This window comes from Mycobacterium spongiae (genome assembly GCF_018278905.1).
GTDB lineage: Bacteria > Actinomycetota > Actinomycetes > Mycobacteriales > Mycobacteriaceae > Mycobacterium > Mycobacterium spongiae.
This window is the reverse complement of record NZ_CP046600.1, coordinates 2,097,447-2,116,703: the sequence shown is the minus strand read 5'-3', so window position 1 is coordinate 2,116,703 and position 19,257 is coordinate 2,097,447. Positions and strand designations below refer to the sequence as shown.

The following is a 19,257-nucleotide window of genomic DNA, read 5'->3' as shown; positions in this document are numbered from 1 at the left end:
TCCGCGCACCGCCCGAGCGCGGCTAGCGGATAGGCTTTATCAGCGACGCGACCGGCACGAGTTATTCAGGAGGTTCCGTGGCCAGCCTCGAGCAGAGTCGCCACCTGGTCACAGACATTCCTGGTCCGGCGTCGCTGGCATTGACTCAACGCCGCGTCGCGGCAGTGTCGCACGGGGTCGGGGTCACGATGCCGGTGTTCGCGGCCCGCGCCGGCGGCGGCATCGTCGAGGACGTCGACGGCAACCGGCTGATAGACCTGGGTTCGGGCATCGCCGTCACAACGATCGGCAATGCGGCTCCCCGCGTCGTCGACGCGGTGCGTGCGCAGGTAGCCGAACTCACTCACACCTGCTTCATGGTGACGCCGTACGAGGGATACGTCGCCGTTGCCGAAGAGCTCAATCGGATCACCCCAGGGTCGGGCGAGAAGCGCTCGGTGCTGTTCAACTCCGGGGCCGAGGCAGTCGAGAATGCGGTCAAAATAGCCCGCTCCTACACCGGCAAGCCCGCCGTGGTCGCGTTCGACCATGCCTACCATGGCCGGACCAACATGACGATGGCGCTCACGGCCAAGTCGATGCCGTACAAGAGCGGCTTCGGCCCGTTCGCTCCGGAGATCTACCGGGCACCGCTGTCGTATCCCTACCGAGACGGGCTGCTGGACAAGGAGATGGCCACTGACGGTGAATTGGCCGGCGCTCGAGCGCTGCGCGTCATCGATCAGCAAGTCGGCGCAAAAAACCTGGCGGCCGTCATCATCGAGCCCATCCAGGGTGAAGGCGGTTTCATTGTGCCGGCCGACGGGTTCCTGGCCACGCTTCTGGATTGGTGCCGCAAGAACGACGTGGTGTTCGTCGCCGACGAAGTGCAAACGGGGTTTGCACGCACCGGAGCGATGTTCGCCTGCGAGCACGACGGCATCGAGCCCGACCTGATCTGCACTGCGAAGGGCATCGCTGACGGATTACCGCTGTCAGCAGTGACCGGCCGCGCCGAGGTCATGGACGCCCCTCACGTCAGCGGCCTAGGCGGGACGTACGGCGGCAACCCGATCGCCTGCGCGGCAGCCCTGGCCACTATCGAGACGATTGAGGCCGATGGCCTTATCGAGCGAGCCCAGCAGATGGAACGTCTGATTATGGACCGACTGCTGCGCCTGCAGGCCAGCGACGATCGGATCGGCGACGTGCGTGGCCGGGGCGCCATGATCGCCGTGGAACTAGTGAAGTCCGGAACCACCGAGCCTGACGCACAATTGGCGGGGAAACTTTCCAAAGCGGCCCACGCCGCCGGCGTCATCGTCTTGGCGTGCGGCATGTTCGGCAACATCATCCGACTACTGCCGCCCCTGACCATCAGCGACGAACTGCTGATCGAAGGGCTCGACATCGTGTGCGAGTCCTTCGGCGACGTGTAGCAGACGTGTAGCAAGAGCCGGATCGGCCGGTGTTCGAGTTCCGGAAGAGGACGCCGGATCCACCGCTGAGCCGTGTGGTTGCGTCACTGTGGTGCGCGCGGGGGACGGTGCCCTACACGCGCGAAAAGATCGCGCCCACCGGGTCGACCGTGGCGGTCATGGTGTTGGGCGATCCGATCATCCAGGTGCCGGACAACGGCGCTGGCGAGGCGCTGGTGGCCGAGCGGGGGTTGTTGGTTGGGCCGCATGACCGACCGGTGGTCAATGAGCCGACTGGCGAAACGCACGCGGTTGGCATCGTCACGACACCCATTGGCTGCGAAGCCGTGTTCGGGATTCGTCCCGCGGAAATTCGCGGCCGCGTCGTCGACCTGGAAGGCACGTGGCCACCGGCGCGATCGCTGCGGACAGCGATCGCCGCCCGAACCGAACCGGAGGGCAAACTCGACGTCGTTGAACGGCATCTCGCTGACGCCGTTGGCCTTGATAGCCAGGACAGCGAGCTCGAGCGGTGGGAGTCCGCGGTCGCACTCATCTCCGCCGACCCGAGTCGGCCAATCGCGCAGGTTGCCGAGGCAGTGGGCTTGTCGCATGGGCATCTCGACCGCGGATTCACGCGGGTCGTAGGGCTGAGTCCGCGATCGCTGGCTCGGCTGTTGCGGATGCGTCGGCTCTTGGACGGCATCAACAGCCACCGGCGAGTTCCCTGGACCGACCTCGCCGCCGAATTGGGATGGTTCGACCAGTCGCATCTCATCCGCGACTTCAAGCGGCACACCGGCGTGACGCCGTCGGCATACCTTGCCGCCCAGCGGAATCACTTACCGCCCGACGATGCCGACACCGCTGGTTTTGTCCCAGAACGCTAGGCACGTCAAATTCGTCCAATCGTGCAGGGTCTGCGGGCACTCATACTCGGCGAGACCAAAGGAGCCGCCATTGAGCCGACCCGCGCTATCTATCCACGAGACCATCGCGGCCGCGCCCGACGAAGTCTGGGCCGCGCTGACCGACTGGGACAACGCCCATCTGTGGATGCCCGGCATCGAGTGGATGCGAGCCCACGGTGACACCGCGGCCGGCACCGTGATTGGCTTCCGCGCCCGTGGCCGAGACCGAGAGGCGGTCATCGCCAGCCTCCACCCGGGCCGTTCGCTTGTCCTACGCTCCACGCAGGGTGGTGTCACCGCCGACTACCACTACGAGCTGCGCCACATCGATGACCACACCACCAGAGTGGGTCTGCGGGCAACGTGCCGAACCCAGGGGCCGGTGTGGGCAGCGTTGTCGCCGGTGCTGCGGCTCGCGATGCGCCGCGCTGACCGCTGTCAGCTCGCACGGCTCAAGCTCGTGGCCGAGGCCGGCGCACGGTGACCCGCGCCTGAAGCGTTGGCGCGCCCCCGGCGCTACCATCACCGGGTGCGTTGGGTCCAGGCGTGACAGCCCTCTCCACCTCGAACGAGCGCTTGCCCGATGGGCGGACGATCGCCTACACCGAGGTGGGTGATCCCGCCGGCGACCCGGTCTTCTACCTGCACGGTGGGCCCGGATCGCGGCTGGAGGCGGCGCTGTTCCACGACGCCGCCTCACGGCACGGATTGCGACTCATCGCGATCGACCGCCCCGGCATGGGGCAGTCGACATATCTTGGCGACCGAACGTTGCTCGATTGCCCGCGAGACCTGTCGGATCTTGCCGACGCCCTCGGACTGCGGCGTTTCGGGGTGATCGGCTGGTCTGGCGGCGGTGCCCATGCCACCGTATGCGCCTACGCTCTCTCCGAACGCCTGACCTGCTGTCTGAGTCTGGCCGGCTACACCAACTGGGCCGAGCTGCCGGACGCAGCCCGCATGCTGCGCTTTGCCGCTGATCGGATGGCGGTGACTCTTGCCGGATGGTGGCCGCCCCTGGTGCGGACGTTCTTCTGGATGATGAAGCACAGCGCTCGGCGGATGCCTAACGCCCTGATCCGATCGCTACGTTCGACAGCGTGCCCGGCCGACCGCGCCATCCTCGCCGATCCGGAGTTTGTCGACGTATTGATCCGCGACCAGCGTGAGGCTTTTCGGCAGGGCAGTCGCGGTCCGACGACCGACGCCCTTGTCCACTACCGCGACTGGGGTTATCGCCTGGCAGAGACCCGAAACAGGGTTCATGTATTCCATGGCACCGACGACACGCAGGTACCCATCGCTTACGGGCGTCATCTTGCCGCCAACCTGCCCAACGTCGTGCTGCACGAGCTTGCGGGCGAGGGTCACCTGTTCCCGGTCACCCATCAGGACTTGATCTTCGCCACCGCCAGATCGGAGCTGTGAGGGCACGCCTCGTCTCGATCGGCGCGATGACCGAGCAGCTCTGGCGACAACGTGCAGCAGGTTGTCAGGACACTGACAGTCAGGACTGGGATTTCGCGGCTGAGACTGGGATCCCGGTGGTGCATCTCACACCGAACCGCAGAGGCCACCCATGGGAAACTATTGAAGCAAATTGTTACTTTTGCTAACGTTCTTTCTAGCGGCGCAACGTGGCGCTGCTACCTCTTCACTCTCCGGTTATTGGAAGGGGATCTGTTATGGAAATCAGCCCCGAGGAGCGGCTTGCCCGCCGCATCGAGGACCTCTACCTCAACGACCCACAGTTCGCCGCCGCCAAGCCCAGCGACGCCATCTCCGAAGCGATCGACCGACCCGACGTCTCGCTATCGCAGATCATCCGCACGGTCATGGAGGGATACGCCGATCGCCCGGCGCTCGGCCAGCGCGTGACCCACCTGATCACCGACCCCGACACCGGTCGCACGACACGTGAGCTGCTGCCCGAATTCGAGACGCTCACCTACGCCGAACTTTGGGACCGTGCGGGCGGATTCGCCACGGCGCTGAGCGCCGATCATTCGGTACGTCCCGGCGACCGGGTTTGTGTGCTGGGTTTCAACAGCGTCGACTACACGACCATCGACATCGCGCTGATCCAGCTCGGCGCCGTGTCAGTTCCCCTGCAGACCAGCGCACCCGCGGCCGGGCTGCGGCCCATCGTCGCCGAGACCGAGCCGAGCGTGATCGCGGCGAGCATCGACAATCTTGCCGACGGCGTCGAACTGATACTGACCGGCCATGCGCCGCGACGGCTGGTCGTTTTCGACTACCACCCGGAGGTCGACACGCAGCGCGAAGCTCTGGCCGCCGCCCGATCTCGTCTCGACGCCAGCGCGGTTCTCATCGAGACCCTTGACGACCTGGTCGAGCGCGGGCAGTCTCTTGCCCCTAGTGCGGCGACGCCCCGAACCGACGTCGGTGCGACCGCCGTTGCCGAGGACGGCTCCGAGGACCCGCTGGCCCTGCTGATCTACACCTCCGGAAGTACCGGTGCTCCTAAAGGAGCGATCTACCCCCAAAGCCGGGTGACGACCTTCTGGCGCAACTCGACCTCCTGGTTCGACCCAACGGCGTGCCCGTCGATCGGCCTCAACTTCATGCCGATGAGTCACGTCATGGGCCGCCAAATGCTCTACGCGACACTCTCCCACGGCGGCACCGCGTACTTCGTGGCTAAGAGCGACCTGTCGACGCTGTTTGAGGACCTCGCTTTGGTGCGGCCCACCGAATTGTGCTTCGTGCCCCGCATCTGGGACATGGTGTTCGCCGAGTTCCAGAACGAATTCGATCGGCGGCTATCCGATGGCGACGATCGCTCGATGCTGGAAGAACAGGTGAAAGAACACCTGCGAAACGGCCTGCTGGGCGGACGATTCGTTACCGCGCTGACCGGTTCCGCGCCGATCTCACAGGACATGAAGGCGTGGGTCGAGTCACTGCTGGACGACGTGCATCTGGTGGAGGGCTATGGCTCCACCGAAGCCGGGATGATCCTGATCGACGACGAGGTGCGCCAGCCAGCGGTGATCGACTACAAGCTGGTCGACGTGCCGGACCTGGGCTACTTTCGCACTGACCAGCCCTTCCCGCGGGGTGAGCTGCTGGTCAAGACGCAAAGCATGTTCCCGGGCTATTACAAGCGCCCCGAAATCACCGCCGACGTCTTCGACGCCGACGGCTTCTACCGCACTGGCGACGTCATGGCCGAGGTCGGCCCCGAACAGTTCGTCTACCTCGACCGCCGCAACAATGTGCTGAAGCTGTCCCAAGGCGAGTTCGTCACCGTCTCCAAACTCGAGGCGGTGTTCGGCGACAGCCCGTTGGTCGAGCAGATCTTCGTCTACGGCAACAGCGCTCGCGCATACCTGCTAGCGGTGATTGTCCCCACCGCGGAAGCCTTGGCCCGATCCAGCGCCGAGGAGCTCAAACCGCTACTCGCAGACTCCCTGCAGGAGGTCGCCAAGGCGGCCGGGCTGCAGTCCTATGAGATCCCGCGCGACTTCATCATCGAAACGACATGCTGGACGATGGAGAACGGACTGCTCACCGGAATCCGCAAGCTGGCGCGGCCACAGTTGAAGAAGTTCTTCGGCGAGCGGCTGGAGCAGCTCTACACCGACTTGGCGGACAGCCAGGCCAACGAGCTGCGCAACCTGCGTCACAGCGGCGCCGATGCTCCAGTGCTGGAAACGTTGGGCCGCGCGGCGGCTGCGCTGCTAGGCAGCGCCAGCTCGGATCTGCGCCCCGAGGCGCACTTCACCGACCTGGGCGGCGACTCGCTGTCGGCGCTGTCCTTCGCCACCTTGCTGCACGAGATATTCGATATCGACGTGCCAGTGGGTGTCATCGTCAGCCCCGCGACCGACCTGCGGGCACTGGCCGCCTACATCGAAGCGGCCCGCGAGCCGGGTAGCGCGCGGCCCACGTTCGCATCTGTCCACCAGGCCGCAGGCGGGCACGCCACCGAGGTGCACGCCAGCGATCTCACCTTGGACAAGTTCATCGACGCGGCCACGCTGGCGGCCGCGCCGAACCTGCCCGCTGCCAGCTCCCACGTGCGAACGGTGTTGCTGACCGGCGCCACCGGCTTCCTAGGTCGCTACCTGGCGCTGGAGTGGTTGCAGCACATGGACCTCGTCGACGGCAAACTGATCTGCCTAGTGCGGGCCAGCTCCGACGAGCAAGCGCGAGCCCGTCTGGACCAGACGTTCGACAGCGGTGACCCCGAGCTGCTGCAGCACTACGACAACCTGGCCGCCGACCACCTCGAGGTGCTGGCCGGCGACAAGGGCGAAGCTGACCTCGGCTTGGACCGCGCGACCTGGCAACGGCTGGCCGACACGGTTGACCTGATCGTCGACCCGGCCGCCCTGGTCAACCACGTCCTGCCGTACAGGCAGCTGTTCGGCCCGAACGTGCTGGGCACCGCCGAGTTGCTGCGACTGGCGCTCACCACGAAGGTCAAGCCCTACACCTACACCTCGACGATCGGCGTCGCCGACCAGATCCCCCCGTCAGCGTTCACCGAGGACGCCGACATCAGGGCCATCAGCGCAACCCGCAGGATCGACGACAACTACGCCAACGGCTACGGCAACAGCAAGTGGGCCGGCGAGGTGCTGCTGCGCGAGGCCCACGACCTCTGCGGCCTGCCGGTTACGGTGTTTCGCTGCGACATGATCCTAGCCGATACCACCTATGCGGGTCAGCTCAACGTGCCGGACATGTTCACCCGGATGATGCTGAGCCTGGTGGCCACGGGCATCGCACCGGGCTCGTTCTACGAGCTGGACGCGGCGGGCAACCGGCAACGCGCGCACTACGACGGCCTTCCCGTCGAGTTCATCGCCGAGGCAATCTCGACACTCGGCGCCCAGATCGGGGACGGGTTCGCCACCTACCACGTGATGAACCCCTATGACGACGGCATCGGACTCGACGAATTCGTCGACTGGTTGATCGACCCCGCCGTCGCCGGGTGCTCGATCCAGCGGATCGCCGACTACGGTGACTGGCTGACGCGCTTCGAGACCACCCTGCGCGCCCTGCCGGAACGGCAGCGCCATGCGTCGTTGTTGCCGCTGTTACACAACTACCGCACGCCGGAGAAGCCGGTGCGCGGGTCGGTGGCTCCCACAGCGCGGTTCCGCAGGGCCGTGCAGGACGCGAAGATCGGTCCGGACAAGGACATTCCGCACCTCTCGCCGCCGATCATCGCCAAGTACGTCAGCGATCTGCGCCTGCTCGGACTGTTGTGAGGGGTTAGGGCCGCCAGGACGGCGCCGCGCTAACTGGACCAGCGGATTCAGCCACTACCGCTGGTGCCGTCGGGGCCGGTGGGGCCGTCCCCGGGGCTCCCGGTTTCGCCGGGGCCAACGATAGGACTCCCCCTCCCGGGACCGCCCCGCCGCACTCTCGGCGCGCCGTACGGTCGTGTTCGGCGGCTAGCTGCGATGATCGATCCGAGCACTTCTCTAGGTCTCCCGGACCGACCGCTGCACGTCTCGCAGGATTTCAGGCGTTCCCACGCTGAGATGTTGGGTATCCAGACTGCCGCACAACAATCGCGGTCCAAGCGCGCGCGTTGAGAAGCAGCCGCGCAGTAGTTCGCCGAAAACCCGGAATGTTCGCCCGGTGATGTGTTCGAATTGGCCCCTCGGCGCGCGTTCCCGCGGACGCCACTCGGGTGCGCTCCCACCAACCAGGAGGTGCCACATGGGGTATGTGGTCGCGGCGCCGGAGATGCTGGGCGCCGCCGCAACGGATTTGGCCGCCATCGCCTCGACCCTGAGTACGGCCACCTCGGCCGCAGCCACCCCGACGACGAACATCCTGACCGCCGCCGAAGACGAAGTCTCAGCGGCGATTGCCGCGCTGTTTTCCCGCCACGCCCAGACCTATCAGGCGATCAGCACGCAGGCAGCGGCGTTTCATGCCCAGTTCGTACAAACCTTGACCGCCGGCGCCGGAGCCTATGGGGCCGCCGAGGCCGCCAACGCGGCCTCGGTCGCCGAGCCGCTGCTGGCCGCTATCAATGCGCCGGTTCTGGCGTTGACCGGGCGGCCACTGATCGGCAACGGCGCCAACGGAGCCCCCGGGACCGGAGCCGCTGGCGCTCCAGGCGGGTGGCTTCTGGGCAATGGTGGAGCCGGCGGGTCCGGTGCAGCCGGCCAAAACGGTGGTGCCGGCGGCGCGGCGGGGTTGTTCGGTTCCGGCGGGGCAGGCGGCGCCGGTGGCAGCTCATCGGGAGCAGATAGCGGTTCCGGCGGGGCCGGTGGGGTGGGCGGCTGGCTGTGGGGTACCGGCGGGGCCGGCGGGGCCGGCGGGGACGTGGTGTCTGGCGGCGGGGTCGGCGGAGCGGGCGGGGCCGGCGGCGCGGGCGGGTTGCTGGGATCTGGCGGGACGGGCGGAGTAGGCGGACGTGGCGGCGGTGGCGGCGCGATCGGCGGACACGGCGGGGCCGGCGGAACCGGTGGGCTGCTGGCAGGGCTGATCGGCAATGGCGGAGGCGACGGCGGTGACGGCGGGGTCGGCGGCGCCACCGCTGGGGTCGGCGGGGCCGGCGGCAACGGGGGCCTCCTGGGCGCTGGCGGGGCCGGCGGGGACGGCGGTTTCAGCGGAGGCGGCGGAACGGCCGGGAATGGCGGGGGCGGTGGGGACGGCGGCCTGCTGTTGGGTGCCGGCGGCGCCGGCGGGAATGGCGGAAATGGCGGGGCGACCGCGGCTGGGGCCGGCGGCAATGGCGGCAATGCCGGACTGTTGTTCTCCAGCGGCGGTAGCGGTGGCGCCGGCGGAGACAGCACTGTTGGTCTCGGCGGGGCTGGCGGGGGTGGCGGCACGGCGGGCTGGCTGGGTGACGGCGGCGTCGGCGGAACCGGCGGATCCAGTGTGAATGGCGACGGAGGTACCGGCGGGACCGGCGGCCAGGGCGGTCTGCTGTTCGGTAACGGCGGCGCCGGAGGTGCCGGTGGCGCGGCCGGCGGGACCGCCGGCAACGGCGGGAACGGCGGCAACGCCGTACTCACCGGTAACGGCGGCAACGCCGGCATCGGCGGAACCGGCACGACCGATGGCGCTACCGGAGTCGGCGGCATCAGCGGGCTGCTGATCGGTGCCGACGGATTCAACGCCCCGGTAAGCACCTCACCGCTGCACACCCTGCAACAACAGGCACTGGCCGCGATCAACGAACCGACCCAGGCGCTGACCGGACGCCCACTGATCGCCAACGGCACCCCAGGCGCAGCCGGCAGCGGCGCCGCTGGCACACCCGGTGGCTGGCTGCTCGGCGACGGCGGAGCCGGCGGGTCCGCTGCCCTCGACTCGGGTTCGCCCGGCGGTGCCGGCGGGACCGCTGGGCTCTGGGGTGCTGGTGGCACCGGCGGCACTGGGGGCAGCGCATCGGCGGGTGACGGCGGAGCCGGCGGGGCCGGCGGAGCTGGGGGGTGGCTGTCGGGCAGCGGCGGAATAGGTGGAGCCGGCGGGTTCACCTCGGGCGCCAACGGGATCGGCGGTGTCGGCGGGGCCGGTGGGGCCGGTGGGCTGCTGGGCGGCGGCGGTGCCGGCGGAGACGGCGGCGCGGGCGCTCCCGGCGTCGGCGGGGTCGGCGGAGCCGGTGGCGCCGGCGGTACCGGCGGAGTATTGGCCGGTCTGGTCGGTGCCGGCGGCGGCGACGGCGGCACCGGCGGGTTCGGTTTCGCCGGCGGCGGCGCGGGTGGCCTTGGCGGCGATGCCGGGCTGCTGGGCGGCCCCGGCGGGGCCGGCGGCACGGGCGGAGTCGGCCAAACTGGCGGCGGAGCTGCGGGCGGCGACGGCGGCGATGCCGGGCTGTTGTTCGGCACCGGGGGCACCGGGGGCGCCGGCGGATACAGCGTCGGTGGCGCCGGGGGTGCCGGCGGGGCCGGCGGCAACGCCGGCTTGCTGGGCGATGGCGGCGCCGGTGGCGCCGGCGGCCTCGCCCGTGCAGTCATTGTCGGGGCTGGCGGGGCCGGCGGGGCCGGCGGCAACGCCGGCTTGTTGGGTGCTGGCGGGGCCGGCGGGGCCGGCGGCATCGCTCGTACTGACCCCGGCGGTGACGGCGGGACCGGAGGAACCGGTGGCCAGCTGTTCGGTTCCGGCGGTTCCGGCGGCGCCGGCGGAGAATCTGCCAACGCTACCGGCGGGGGTGGCGGGATCGGCGGCGGCGCCATGCTGATTGGCAACGGCGGGAACGGCGGGAACGGGGGAACCGGGCCGACCTCGGGCAGCGCCGGCGCTGGCGGCACCAGCGGGCTGCTGGTGGGCGAAGACGGGCTCAACGGCCTGGGGTAGGGCCGCGAGGCTGGGATCACGCCCGCCATCTGTGCAGTGCTGCGACTGCGTGCCGGGTGACTACTGCGCCGGAGGCCGGGGCGCGACGCCAGGTTGTCGTTCTCCGTCGCCGGGAGCGGCGGGTTCGGGAGCAGCTCCGGCGGACTTGGCGCGGGACTTGAGTGGGGCGGGTGGATCCGGTGGCTCGGCGGCAGCGCCGTGCTGATCGGCAACGGCGGCAACGGCGGGGCCAGCGGTAACCTCGCGGCGCTGTGGCCGGCGGCTCACTGCTGGATAGCAACGGGATCAGCGGAATCGACGGACCGCCGTGACCGCGCGCCTCCGAAGCCGGCTTGGCGATCTCGGCAAGGCCGCGGGCGATCAGCGGAGCCACAACGTCGGGCGAAACCTCCTCCGGGTCGCCGCTGCCTTCGGCCTGTTCGGCCATACGTCTGCGTCCTGCCGTACAGCCAGCTGTTCGGCCCGAACGTGCTGGGCACCGCCGAGTTGCTGCGACTGGCGCTCACCACGAAGGTCAAGCCCTACACCTACACCTCGACGATCGGCGTCGCCGACCAGATCCCCCCGTCAGCGTTCACCGAGGACGCCGACATCAGGGCCATCAGCGCAACCCGCAGGATCGACGACAGCTACGCCAACGGCTACGGCAACAGCAAGTGGGCCGGCGAGGTGCTGCTGCGCGAGGCCCACGACCTCTGCGGCCTGCCGGTTACGGTGTTCCGTTGCGACATGATCCTGGCCGATACCACCTATGCGGGTCAGCTCAACGTGCCGGACATGTTCACCCGGATGATGCTGAGCCTGGTGGCCACGGGCATCGTACCGGGCTCGTTCCACGAGCTGGACGCGGCGGGCAACCGGCAACGCGCAATCCAGCGGATCGCCGACGACGGTGACTGGCTGACGCGCTTCGAGACCACCCTGCGCGCCCTGCCGGAACGGCAGCGCCATGCGTCGTTGTTGCCGCTATTGCACAACTACCGCACGCCGGAGAAGCCGGTGCGCGGGTCGGTGGCTCCCACAGCGCGGTTCCGCAGGGCCGTGCAGGACGCGAAGATCGGTCCGGACAAGGACATTCCGCACCTCTCGCCGCCGATCATCGCCAAGTACGTCAGCGATCTGCGCCTGCTCGGACTGTTGTGAGGGGTTAGGGCCGCCACGACGGCGCCGCGCTAACTGGACCAGCGGATTCAGCCACTACCGCCGGCGCTGCCGGAGCCGCCGGGGCCGCCGGTGCCGCCAATGGTGCCGTTGGGGCCGGTGGGGTTGTTCCCTGGGGTGCCGTCTTCGGGTGCGTTGACGATAGGACTCCCGCTCCCAGGGCCGCCGAAGCCGCCGGTACCGCCCTGACCGCCGGTGCCACCGCCAAGGCCCAAGGGTGGGCCCAGGCCGTCGCCGCCGGTGCCGCCCGTCCCGCCGGTACCGCCTTTGCCCCCGGGTCCGTCTGTGCCGGTGCCACCAAAGCCGCCGGTACCGCCAGCGCCGCCGTCGCCGGCGCCGGTGGTGATGGTGGCGTTGGCGCCGTTGCCGCCGGTGCCCCCGGGACCGCCCATGCCGCCGGTGCTGCCGGTGCCGCCGGTTCCGCCGGTGCCGCCGGTACCGCCGACTGGATTGCCGCCTGTGGCTGCGACGGCCGGGCCCCCAAAGCCGCCCTTTCCGCCGGGGCCGCCGATGCCGTCCGTGCCGGTCGCTCCGGTAGCGCCGGTGCTGGAGCCGGTGCCGCCGAGACCACCCGCGCCACCCGGACCACCGGCCCCGCCGTCGCCGCCGGTGCCGCCGGTGAGAGTGGCTATGGGGCTGCTGCCGCCGGTGCCGCCGGCGCCGCCGGTACCACCCATCCCGCCGTCACCGCCAGCTCCGCCTGCACCGTGGCTGCCGTCGCTGAACCCGGCCGCCTGCGCGAGACCGCCGGCGCCGCCGTTGCCACCCTTACCACCGGACCCACCGGTGCCACCGACGTCGCCGGTGCCGCCGGTGGAGCTGGGACCAATTCCGGGAGTGCCGACGTTGCCGGGGCCGCCTTTGCCGCCCGCGGCGCCGTCGCCGCCGGCACCGCCCGTACCACCGTTGCCACCCAGCGATCCACCGGCACCGCCGGCACCGCCGACACCACCAGGCCCGCCAGTGCCGCCGACACCACTTGGCGACGTGTTGGCCGCGCCGGTTTGACCGTTGCCGCCGGCGCCGCCGGTGCCGCCGTCACCCCACGAACCGCCGTCACCGCCATCGCCGCCGACGCCGCCCTTATCGCCGGTGGCGGTGGCGTCGGCGCCGCGGCCGCCCATACCACCGTCACCGCCACTGTTCGGGGAGAAGCCCTCGGTGCCCGTTGCACCTGGGGTGGAGCCGGTACCGCCGGCCCCACCGGCACCGCCGACGCCGGGGTCACCCCCGTTGCCGCCGCTACCGCCAGCGCCAGCGTTGACAGCGATGTCACCGTCGGCACCGTTGCCGCCGTTCCCAGCGGCTCCACCGGCCCCGCCGGTTCCGCCGTCACCGCCAGCACCTTCGACGCCGTCGCTGAACCCGGCGGCCTGCACCAGACCGGCGGCCCCGCCGTTGCCGCCGGTCCCGCCTTTCCCACCGTTCGCACCGCTACCGCCGTCTTGACCCCGGCCATCGTTGACACCCAACATCCCGGGGTCGCCGGCCCCGCCAGCACCGCCGTCTCCGCCGATGCCGCCGATGCCGCCAGCGCCGCCGGCCCCACCGTTGCCGGCTTCGGCTCCGCCTCGACCACCGGCCCCGCCAGCGCCGCCGGTGCCACCATCACCGCCCTCGAAGCCGTCCTGGCCGCCCGGGAAGATGATCGAGAGACCCGGGCTGCCCGGCCCGCCCGTACCACCTTGGCCGCCGTCTCCGCCGTTGCCGACCAGCCCGCCATGCCCACCGTTGCCGCCGGTGCCGCCAGTGGCTTGCGTGGCGATCGCAGCCGCGCCGGTGCCGCCGTTGCCACCGTTGCCGCTACTGGTCGGCGTGCTGCCGGTCATGCCGTCGGCACCGGTGGTTGAGCCGGTGCCGCCTTTCCCGCCGGCACCACCGTCGCCTCGGTTACCGCCGTTGCCGCCGTCGCCGCCGGCGCCACTGTTGATAGCCATGTCACCGTCTGCGCCGTTGCCGCCATCACCGGCAATCCCACCGGCCCCACCCTTGCCGCCGGCACCGCCACTGCCTTGGAGGCCGCCGGAGTGTCCCGCGGCTTGGGCCTGACCGCCCATCCCGCCGTCGCCGCCGTTGCCACCGGAACCGCCCTCACCACCGTGGCCACCGTCAGTGCCGTCGGCGCCGGCCATCGTGGCATCGGTACCGCTCTTTCCCGCACCACCGGCACCTCCTTCCCCACCAGCACCACCAGAACCACCGGCACCACCGTCGCCGGCCATGGCCCCACCGTTGCCGCCGGCCCCGCCGGCCCCGCCAGCCCCGCCGGCTTGACCACCAGTCCCCGACTGCCCAGCCGAGATCGCGTCGGGACCAACGAGCCCGGTCGCGCCCTTACCGCCGTCGCCGCCCTTGCCGCCGTTGCCGTAGAGACCACCGTTACCACCGTCTCCGCCATCGCCACCGCTAACACCGAACTCGGTGGCGTCAGCACCTCGACCACCGTCGCCGCCCTTGCCGGTGCTGGTGCTCGTAGCCCCGGTCTGCCCGTCAACACCGGTAGTCGAGCCGGCGCCACCCTTGCCGCCGGACCCACCGAGACCGGCCTCACCGCCGTTACCGCCATCACCGCCCTGGCCGGTACCGCCACTCATAAACGTGCCCGCGGCGCCATTACCACCGTTACCTCCGGCCCCGCCAGCACCGCCATCACCGCCGGCCCCGCCGGCACCGTCACCGCCAAGGAAACTGAGCAAGCCCCCCTTACCGCCAGCGCCACCAGCTCCGCCGGCCCCGCCAGTGCCACCGGTGCCGCCGGAGCCGCCATTACTGCCCGGAGCCGTCGCGTCGGGACCATCAACGCCGCTACCCCCGGTGCCACCGATGCCGCCGGCACCACCGGCACCACCGGCACCAATCAAGAACCCACCGGCCCCACCAACACCACCATCACCGGCATCACCACCGACACCGCCGTCGACACCAACCCCACCGGGAGCGCCGTCACCACCGTGCCCGCCGGTGCCGCCACGCCCGCCAGCGCCCCAGAGTCCGGCGTCGCCGCCCGCGCCACCATGACCACCACTACCCCCGCTACCAGCGGCCGGACCCGTACCGCCACCACCGCCGGCCCCACCGTTGCCGTACACGCGTCCGCCCAGGCCGCCATCACCGCCGGCGCCACCGTTGCCGGCAACCTCGCTGGTACCGCCGAGACCCCCGACACCGCCGTCACCGAATAGCCGGGCGTTGCCGCCGGCACCACCGGCACCACCGTCGGTGGCGCCGGCGCCGCCGACGCCACCGACGGCGCCGTTGCCGATCAACCCGGCAGCACCGCCGGCACCGCCGGCGCCCCCGTGACTCAAGACCGACACTCCGCCGGCCCCGCCGATGCCACCAGGGCCGTACAAGATCCCGGCGTTCCCGCCGGCCCCACCAACGCCGCCGATGCCGATCGCAGCCCCCCCGGCGCCGCCGGAGCCGCCGGCACCGATCAGCCCCGCGAACCCGCCGGCCCCACCGGCGCCCCCACTCACCGTGCCCTGGCCTCCGACACCACCGGTACCACCGTTGCCGAACAGGGACCCGCCGCGTCCGCCAGCCCCGCCAATTGCGCCGTTTCCTGAAGGACCGCTCGATCCGGCGGCACCACCCGCACCGCCATTGCCAAACAACCCGGCCGACCCGCCGGCTCCGCCGGCCTGGCCCAGCGCACCAGACCCGCCATTGCCGCCATTGCCCCACAACAGCCCGCCGGGCCCACCAACCTGTCCGGTACCAGCCGTGCCGTCGGCGCCATTGCCGATCAACGGGCGCCCCAACAACGCTTGGGTGGGCCCGTTGACCGCGTTCAACAAGGCCTGCTCCACGTTGGCGGCCTCGGCGACCCCGTAAGCGCCCACACCGGCGTGGAGATTCTGTACAAAGTGCTCATGAAACGCCGCCACCTGCGCACCGATCGTCTGATAGTCCGCAGCATGCGCGCTGAACAATGCCGCAATCGCCGCCGACACCTCATCGGCCCCCGCCGCCAACACCGTCGTGGTCGAACCCGCTGCAGCCGCATTGGCCGCGCTGATCGTCGACCCAATACCCGCCAAGTCCGCCGCCGCTGCCACCACCAGCTCCGGCGCCACAATCACCAACGACATTCCGCACCTCCAGCGAATCAAGAAATCCAGCCCGGGGCGAAGCAGAAAAACATGCCGAATCCGAGCCGGCGGGTGCCTACGCCTGATTCATGTCCAGCGCCGCACCGTTGCGTGAATAGTCCCGTTTTGAATGGCGTCGAATCGAGGGCAAGATTGCGCGAATCGGGAACAATTCATAGCGAAATTGACATGTGCGCGGGACTTGATGTGCCCTAGGCTCGGCGTGTGGTATCGCGGGAGCCTTCGCCGCGGGTGAGGGAGCTGATCCGCGAAGCAGCGCGCATTGCCCTCGAGCCCAGCCACGAATGGCTCGAGGAATACGACCAAGCCACGCTGGCCGCCACCCCACCCATTCCCGAGCGCGCTGAACTGGCGAAAGTCATCAGCCGCGCCAACCGTGCCAACTTGCACCACTTCGCGCTCTCCCACTTACGAAACCCCGGTGAACCGGTGGCCCCAAATCTGGGCATCCAGCCGTTGCGAATGGCCCGAGAGCTGATGCGCCTCGGCCTGGAACGGCTGACTATTGACATCTATCGGATCGGACAAAACGTGGCCTGGCAGCGCTGGACGGAGATCGCGTTCAGCCTCACCACAGATCCTGACGAGCTGCACGGATTGCTCGACGTGCCGTTTAGGTCAGTCAGTACATTCATCGACGCCACCCTTGCGGGCATTACCGCGCAAATGGAGTTAGAGCACGACGAGCTGACCCGCAACATCGCCGCCGAGCGCCGTCAAATTGCCGATCTCATCCTCGACCGTGCGCCCCTGGACCGCGAGCATGCCCAAGCCCGCTTGGACTACCCACTCGACCGATCACATGTTGCCGCGATTCTCTGGAGCGACCAGCACGATGCCGACCACCGCTACCTCGACGATGCCGCTGCGGCATTCGGCCATGCCCTCGGCTGCCCGCGCCCGCTCACGGTGATAGCCGGGGTTGACACCCGCTGGGTGTGGGTCAACGACGCCGCAGCGTTGGACAGCGACCAGATCCACGAAGCACTCGCCGACACACCACACGTACGTGTCGCCATCGGAGCGCCCGCGCCGGGAATCGAGGGGTTCCGTCGCAGCCACCTCGATGCTCACGCCACCCGACAGATGCTGATCCGACTCCGATCACCCCATCGAGTGGCCTCTTTCCCCGACGTCGAAATGGTTGCGCTGCTTACTGAAAACTTCGACGGTGCAAACGACTTCATCAAGAACACCCTCGGGGACTTTGAGGCGGCCAGCCCAGAGCTGCACCTCGCGATGCGAACCTTCATCAAACGAAATTGCAACGTCTCACGCGCCGCCCACCAGCTTCATATGCACCGCAACTCCCTGGTGCACCGACTCGAGACCGCCCAGCGACTCCTGCCCCGATCCCTCGATGACAACGCCCTCGAAGTTGCCGTAGCGTTGAATGCCCTACAGTGGCGCGGCGCCAGCAACAACGATCCCCCGCCACCATTCGCCGAATAGCGCCACCACCAGCGGCCCGGGTTTCAGGCGTTCCCACGCTGAGATGCTGGGTATCCAGATTGCCGCACAGCAATCCCGGATCAGGCGTGAGTGTTGCGACGTGGACGCGCCCTGGCACTTAGGTGGCGTCTATGAATTTCTCGCAAACGCGATAACAGGCGGACTTTCGCTGTCAGACTTCCTACGACCGAACGTTACGGCCCGATGAGCGGAGGGTTTTGATGTCGTTTGTGATCGCAGCTCCGGAGGTACTGGCGACGGCGGCGCAGAGTATTGAAGCCGTCGGTACCACGCTCAATGCGGCAAACGCGGCGGCAGCAGCATCGACGACCGGGGTGCTGGCCGCCGGTGCCGACGAGGTGTCAGCGGCAGTTGCGTCGATATTTTCGGGCTACGCGCAGCAGTACCAGTCGCTGAGCGCTCAAGCTGCGGCGCTTCATCAAAGCTTTGTCCAAACATTGACCGCCTCCGGCGGCGCATACGCGAGCGCCGAGGCGGCCAACGCCGCCCAAGCGGTGGAAAACAGCGTGTTGGGTGTGATCAATGCGCCCACACAGGCGCTGTTCGGACGCCCGCTGATCGGCAACGGAGCCAACGGGACGGCCGCAAGCCCCAACGGCGGCGCGGGTGGCTTCTTGTTCGGCAACGGCGGCAACGGCTTTAGCTTCACCAGCGGGGCCACCGCCAACGGCGGTAATGGCGGCGAAGCCGGCCTGATCGGCAGCGGCGGGGCCGGCGGAAATGGCTTCGACGGCGGGGCCGGCGGGGCCGGCGGCCGCGGCGGATGGCTGCTCGGCAACGGCGGCAATGGCGGCGCCGGAGGTTCGCTGGCCGCTGCCGGCATAGCTGGTGCTGGTGGGGCCGGCGGCGCCGCCCCCTTGTTCGGCTGGGGCGGCAATGGCGGTGCTGGCGGTTTCGCTCCCGCTGGAACCGGGGGCACCGGCGGTGCCGGCGGCGCCAGCAGCGGCGTGGGAATCGGGGGGGCCGGCGGTGCCGGTGGATCAGGCGCAACCGGTGGCGACGGCGGAGCCGGTGGCGCCGGAAACGGTCCGTTGTTTGGCGTGGGCGGCGCCGGGGGCGCGGGCGGAGCGGGCGATGCCACCGGCGGTGCCGGCGGTGCCGGCGGCGACGGGACCGGATCCCTGTTCAGTCTCGGTGGTGACGGTGGCGCCGGTGGTGCCGCGACCGGCCTCAGCGGAGCCGGCGGTGACGGCGGCGGCGGCGGTAACGCCGGCGGCGTGTCCGGCTATAGCCAGGCCGGCGCCGGCGGTGTTGGTGGAGTCGGCGGCACCGTCAGCGGGTCAGGCGGCACCGGCGGTTCGGGTGGCCTGGGCGGCACGACCGGCGTGCTCCTCGGCGTGGCCGTCGCCGGTGACGGCGGCTTGGGTGGCGTCGCCGAATTCGCCGGCACCGGCGGTGCCGGCGGTACGGGTGCCGCGCTGGTGGGCATGGGCGTCGGCGGTCTCGGCGGAATTGGCGGCTTCGGCAGCACCGCCGGCGGCGCCGGCGGCAGTGGCGGCCAAGGTGCGGCGCTTGTGGGCCCAGCCTTCGGTGGCGCTGGCGGTTTTGGTGGCGACAGTCTCGCTGGCACTGGCGGCAATGGCGGTGACGGCGGCGACGCTGGCGGCCTGCTCAGCTTCGCAGTCGCCGGGGACGGCGGCAACGCCGGCGCGGGTGGCGTCCTCGCCAACGGCGGTAACGGCGGAAACGTCGGGGTAATTTCCGACGGCACCTTTACACCAGCATTGTTCGGCAACGGCGGTAACGGCGGCAACGGCATCAACGGCGGCACCGGCGGCACCGGCGGCACCGGCGGAATACTTATTGGCAATGACGGGGCCAATGGATCGTCATAGCTGCCAGCCCCACCCCGTTCGCTCCTCGCACAATCCCGGCTGGCTGACCCCGGGTCGGTGGGTTTCG

9 protein-coding genes and 2 pseudogenes are annotated in these 19,257 nt (G+C 69.8%); 9 read left to right on the top strand and 2 right to left on the bottom strand.

Going from position 1 to position 19,257, the window contains the following annotated elements; genetic code table 11:
* Positions 1-77 precede the first annotated feature (77 nt).
* From gabT to F6B93_RS08730, 6 genes are all read left to right on the top strand, one after another.
* The gene (gabT, locus tag F6B93_RS08755; RefSeq protein ID WP_211698745.1) at positions 78-1,418 is read left to right on the top strand and encodes a 4-aminobutyrate--2-oxoglutarate transaminase; all 1,341 of its coding nucleotides are present in this window, start codon (positions 78-80) and stop codon (positions 1,416-1,418) included.
* Between the two features lie 29 nt (positions 1,419-1,447).
* A complete protein-coding gene (locus F6B93_RS08750) occupies positions 1,448-2,287 on the top strand; it encodes a helix-turn-helix domain-containing protein (protein ID WP_211698744.1) in 840 nt (279 codons plus the stop codon).
* A 70-nt stretch (positions 2,288-2,357) separates the two neighbouring features.
* A complete protein-coding gene (locus F6B93_RS08745) occupies positions 2,358-2,792 on the top strand; it encodes an SRPBCC family protein (protein ID WP_211698743.1) in 435 nt (144 codons plus the stop codon).
* Positions 2,793-2,854: 62 nt separating this feature from the next.
* Positions 2,855-3,736 (top strand): alpha/beta fold hydrolase, encoded by an 882-nt coding sequence (locus F6B93_RS08740; protein ID WP_211698742.1) that lies wholly within the window; start codon positions 2,855-2,857, stop codon positions 3,734-3,736.
* 257 nt (positions 3,737-3,993) lie between these two features.
* Positions 3,994-7,554, top strand: a complete 3,561-nt coding sequence (gene car / locus F6B93_RS08735) for a carboxylic acid reductase (RefSeq protein WP_211698741.1) — start codon at positions 3,994-3,996, stop codon at positions 7,552-7,554.
* A gap of 457 nt (positions 7,555-8,011) precedes the next feature.
* Positions 8,012-10,606: a PE family protein gene (locus F6B93_RS08730; protein WP_211698740.1), complete on the top strand. Its 2,595-nt coding sequence runs from the start codon at positions 8,012-8,014 to the stop codon at positions 10,604-10,606.
* A gap of 331 nt (positions 10,607-10,937) precedes the next feature.
* Here F6B93_RS08730 and F6B93_RS22770 read toward each other — a convergent pair.
* Positions 10,938-11,042: pseudogene (locus F6B93_RS22770) on the bottom strand (phosphotransferase family protein); the annotation flags it as partial.
* On the opposite strand from F6B93_RS22770, the pseudogene F6B93_RS08725 reads away from it, so the two are divergent.
* Positions 11,042-11,749: pseudogene (locus F6B93_RS08725) on the top strand (SDR family oxidoreductase); the annotation flags it as partial. The pseudogenes F6B93_RS22770 and F6B93_RS08725 overlap by 1 nt on opposite strands.
* Positions 11,750-11,796: 47 nt before the next feature.
* On the opposite strand, the gene F6B93_RS08720 reads toward F6B93_RS08725, so the two are convergent.
* Entirely contained in the window at positions 11,797-15,861 is a 4,065-nt protein-coding gene (locus F6B93_RS08720; protein WP_211698739.1) for a PE family protein, read from the bottom strand.
* Positions 15,862-16,086: 225 nt separating this feature from the next.
* Here F6B93_RS08720 and F6B93_RS08715 point away from each other — a divergent pair, with 225 nt between their 5' ends.
* Positions 16,087-17,334: an Rv1453 family transcriptional regulator gene (locus F6B93_RS08715; protein ID WP_211698738.1), complete on the top strand. Its 1,248-nt coding sequence runs from the start codon at positions 16,087-16,089 to the stop codon at positions 17,332-17,334.
* Between the two features lie 221 nt (positions 17,335-17,555).
* Positions 17,556-19,190, top strand: coding sequence for a PE family protein (locus tag F6B93_RS08710; protein WP_211698737.1), 1,635 nt, complete (start codon positions 17,556-17,558; stop codon positions 19,188-19,190).
* The last annotated feature ends 67 nt before the right edge of the window (positions 19,191-19,257 follow it).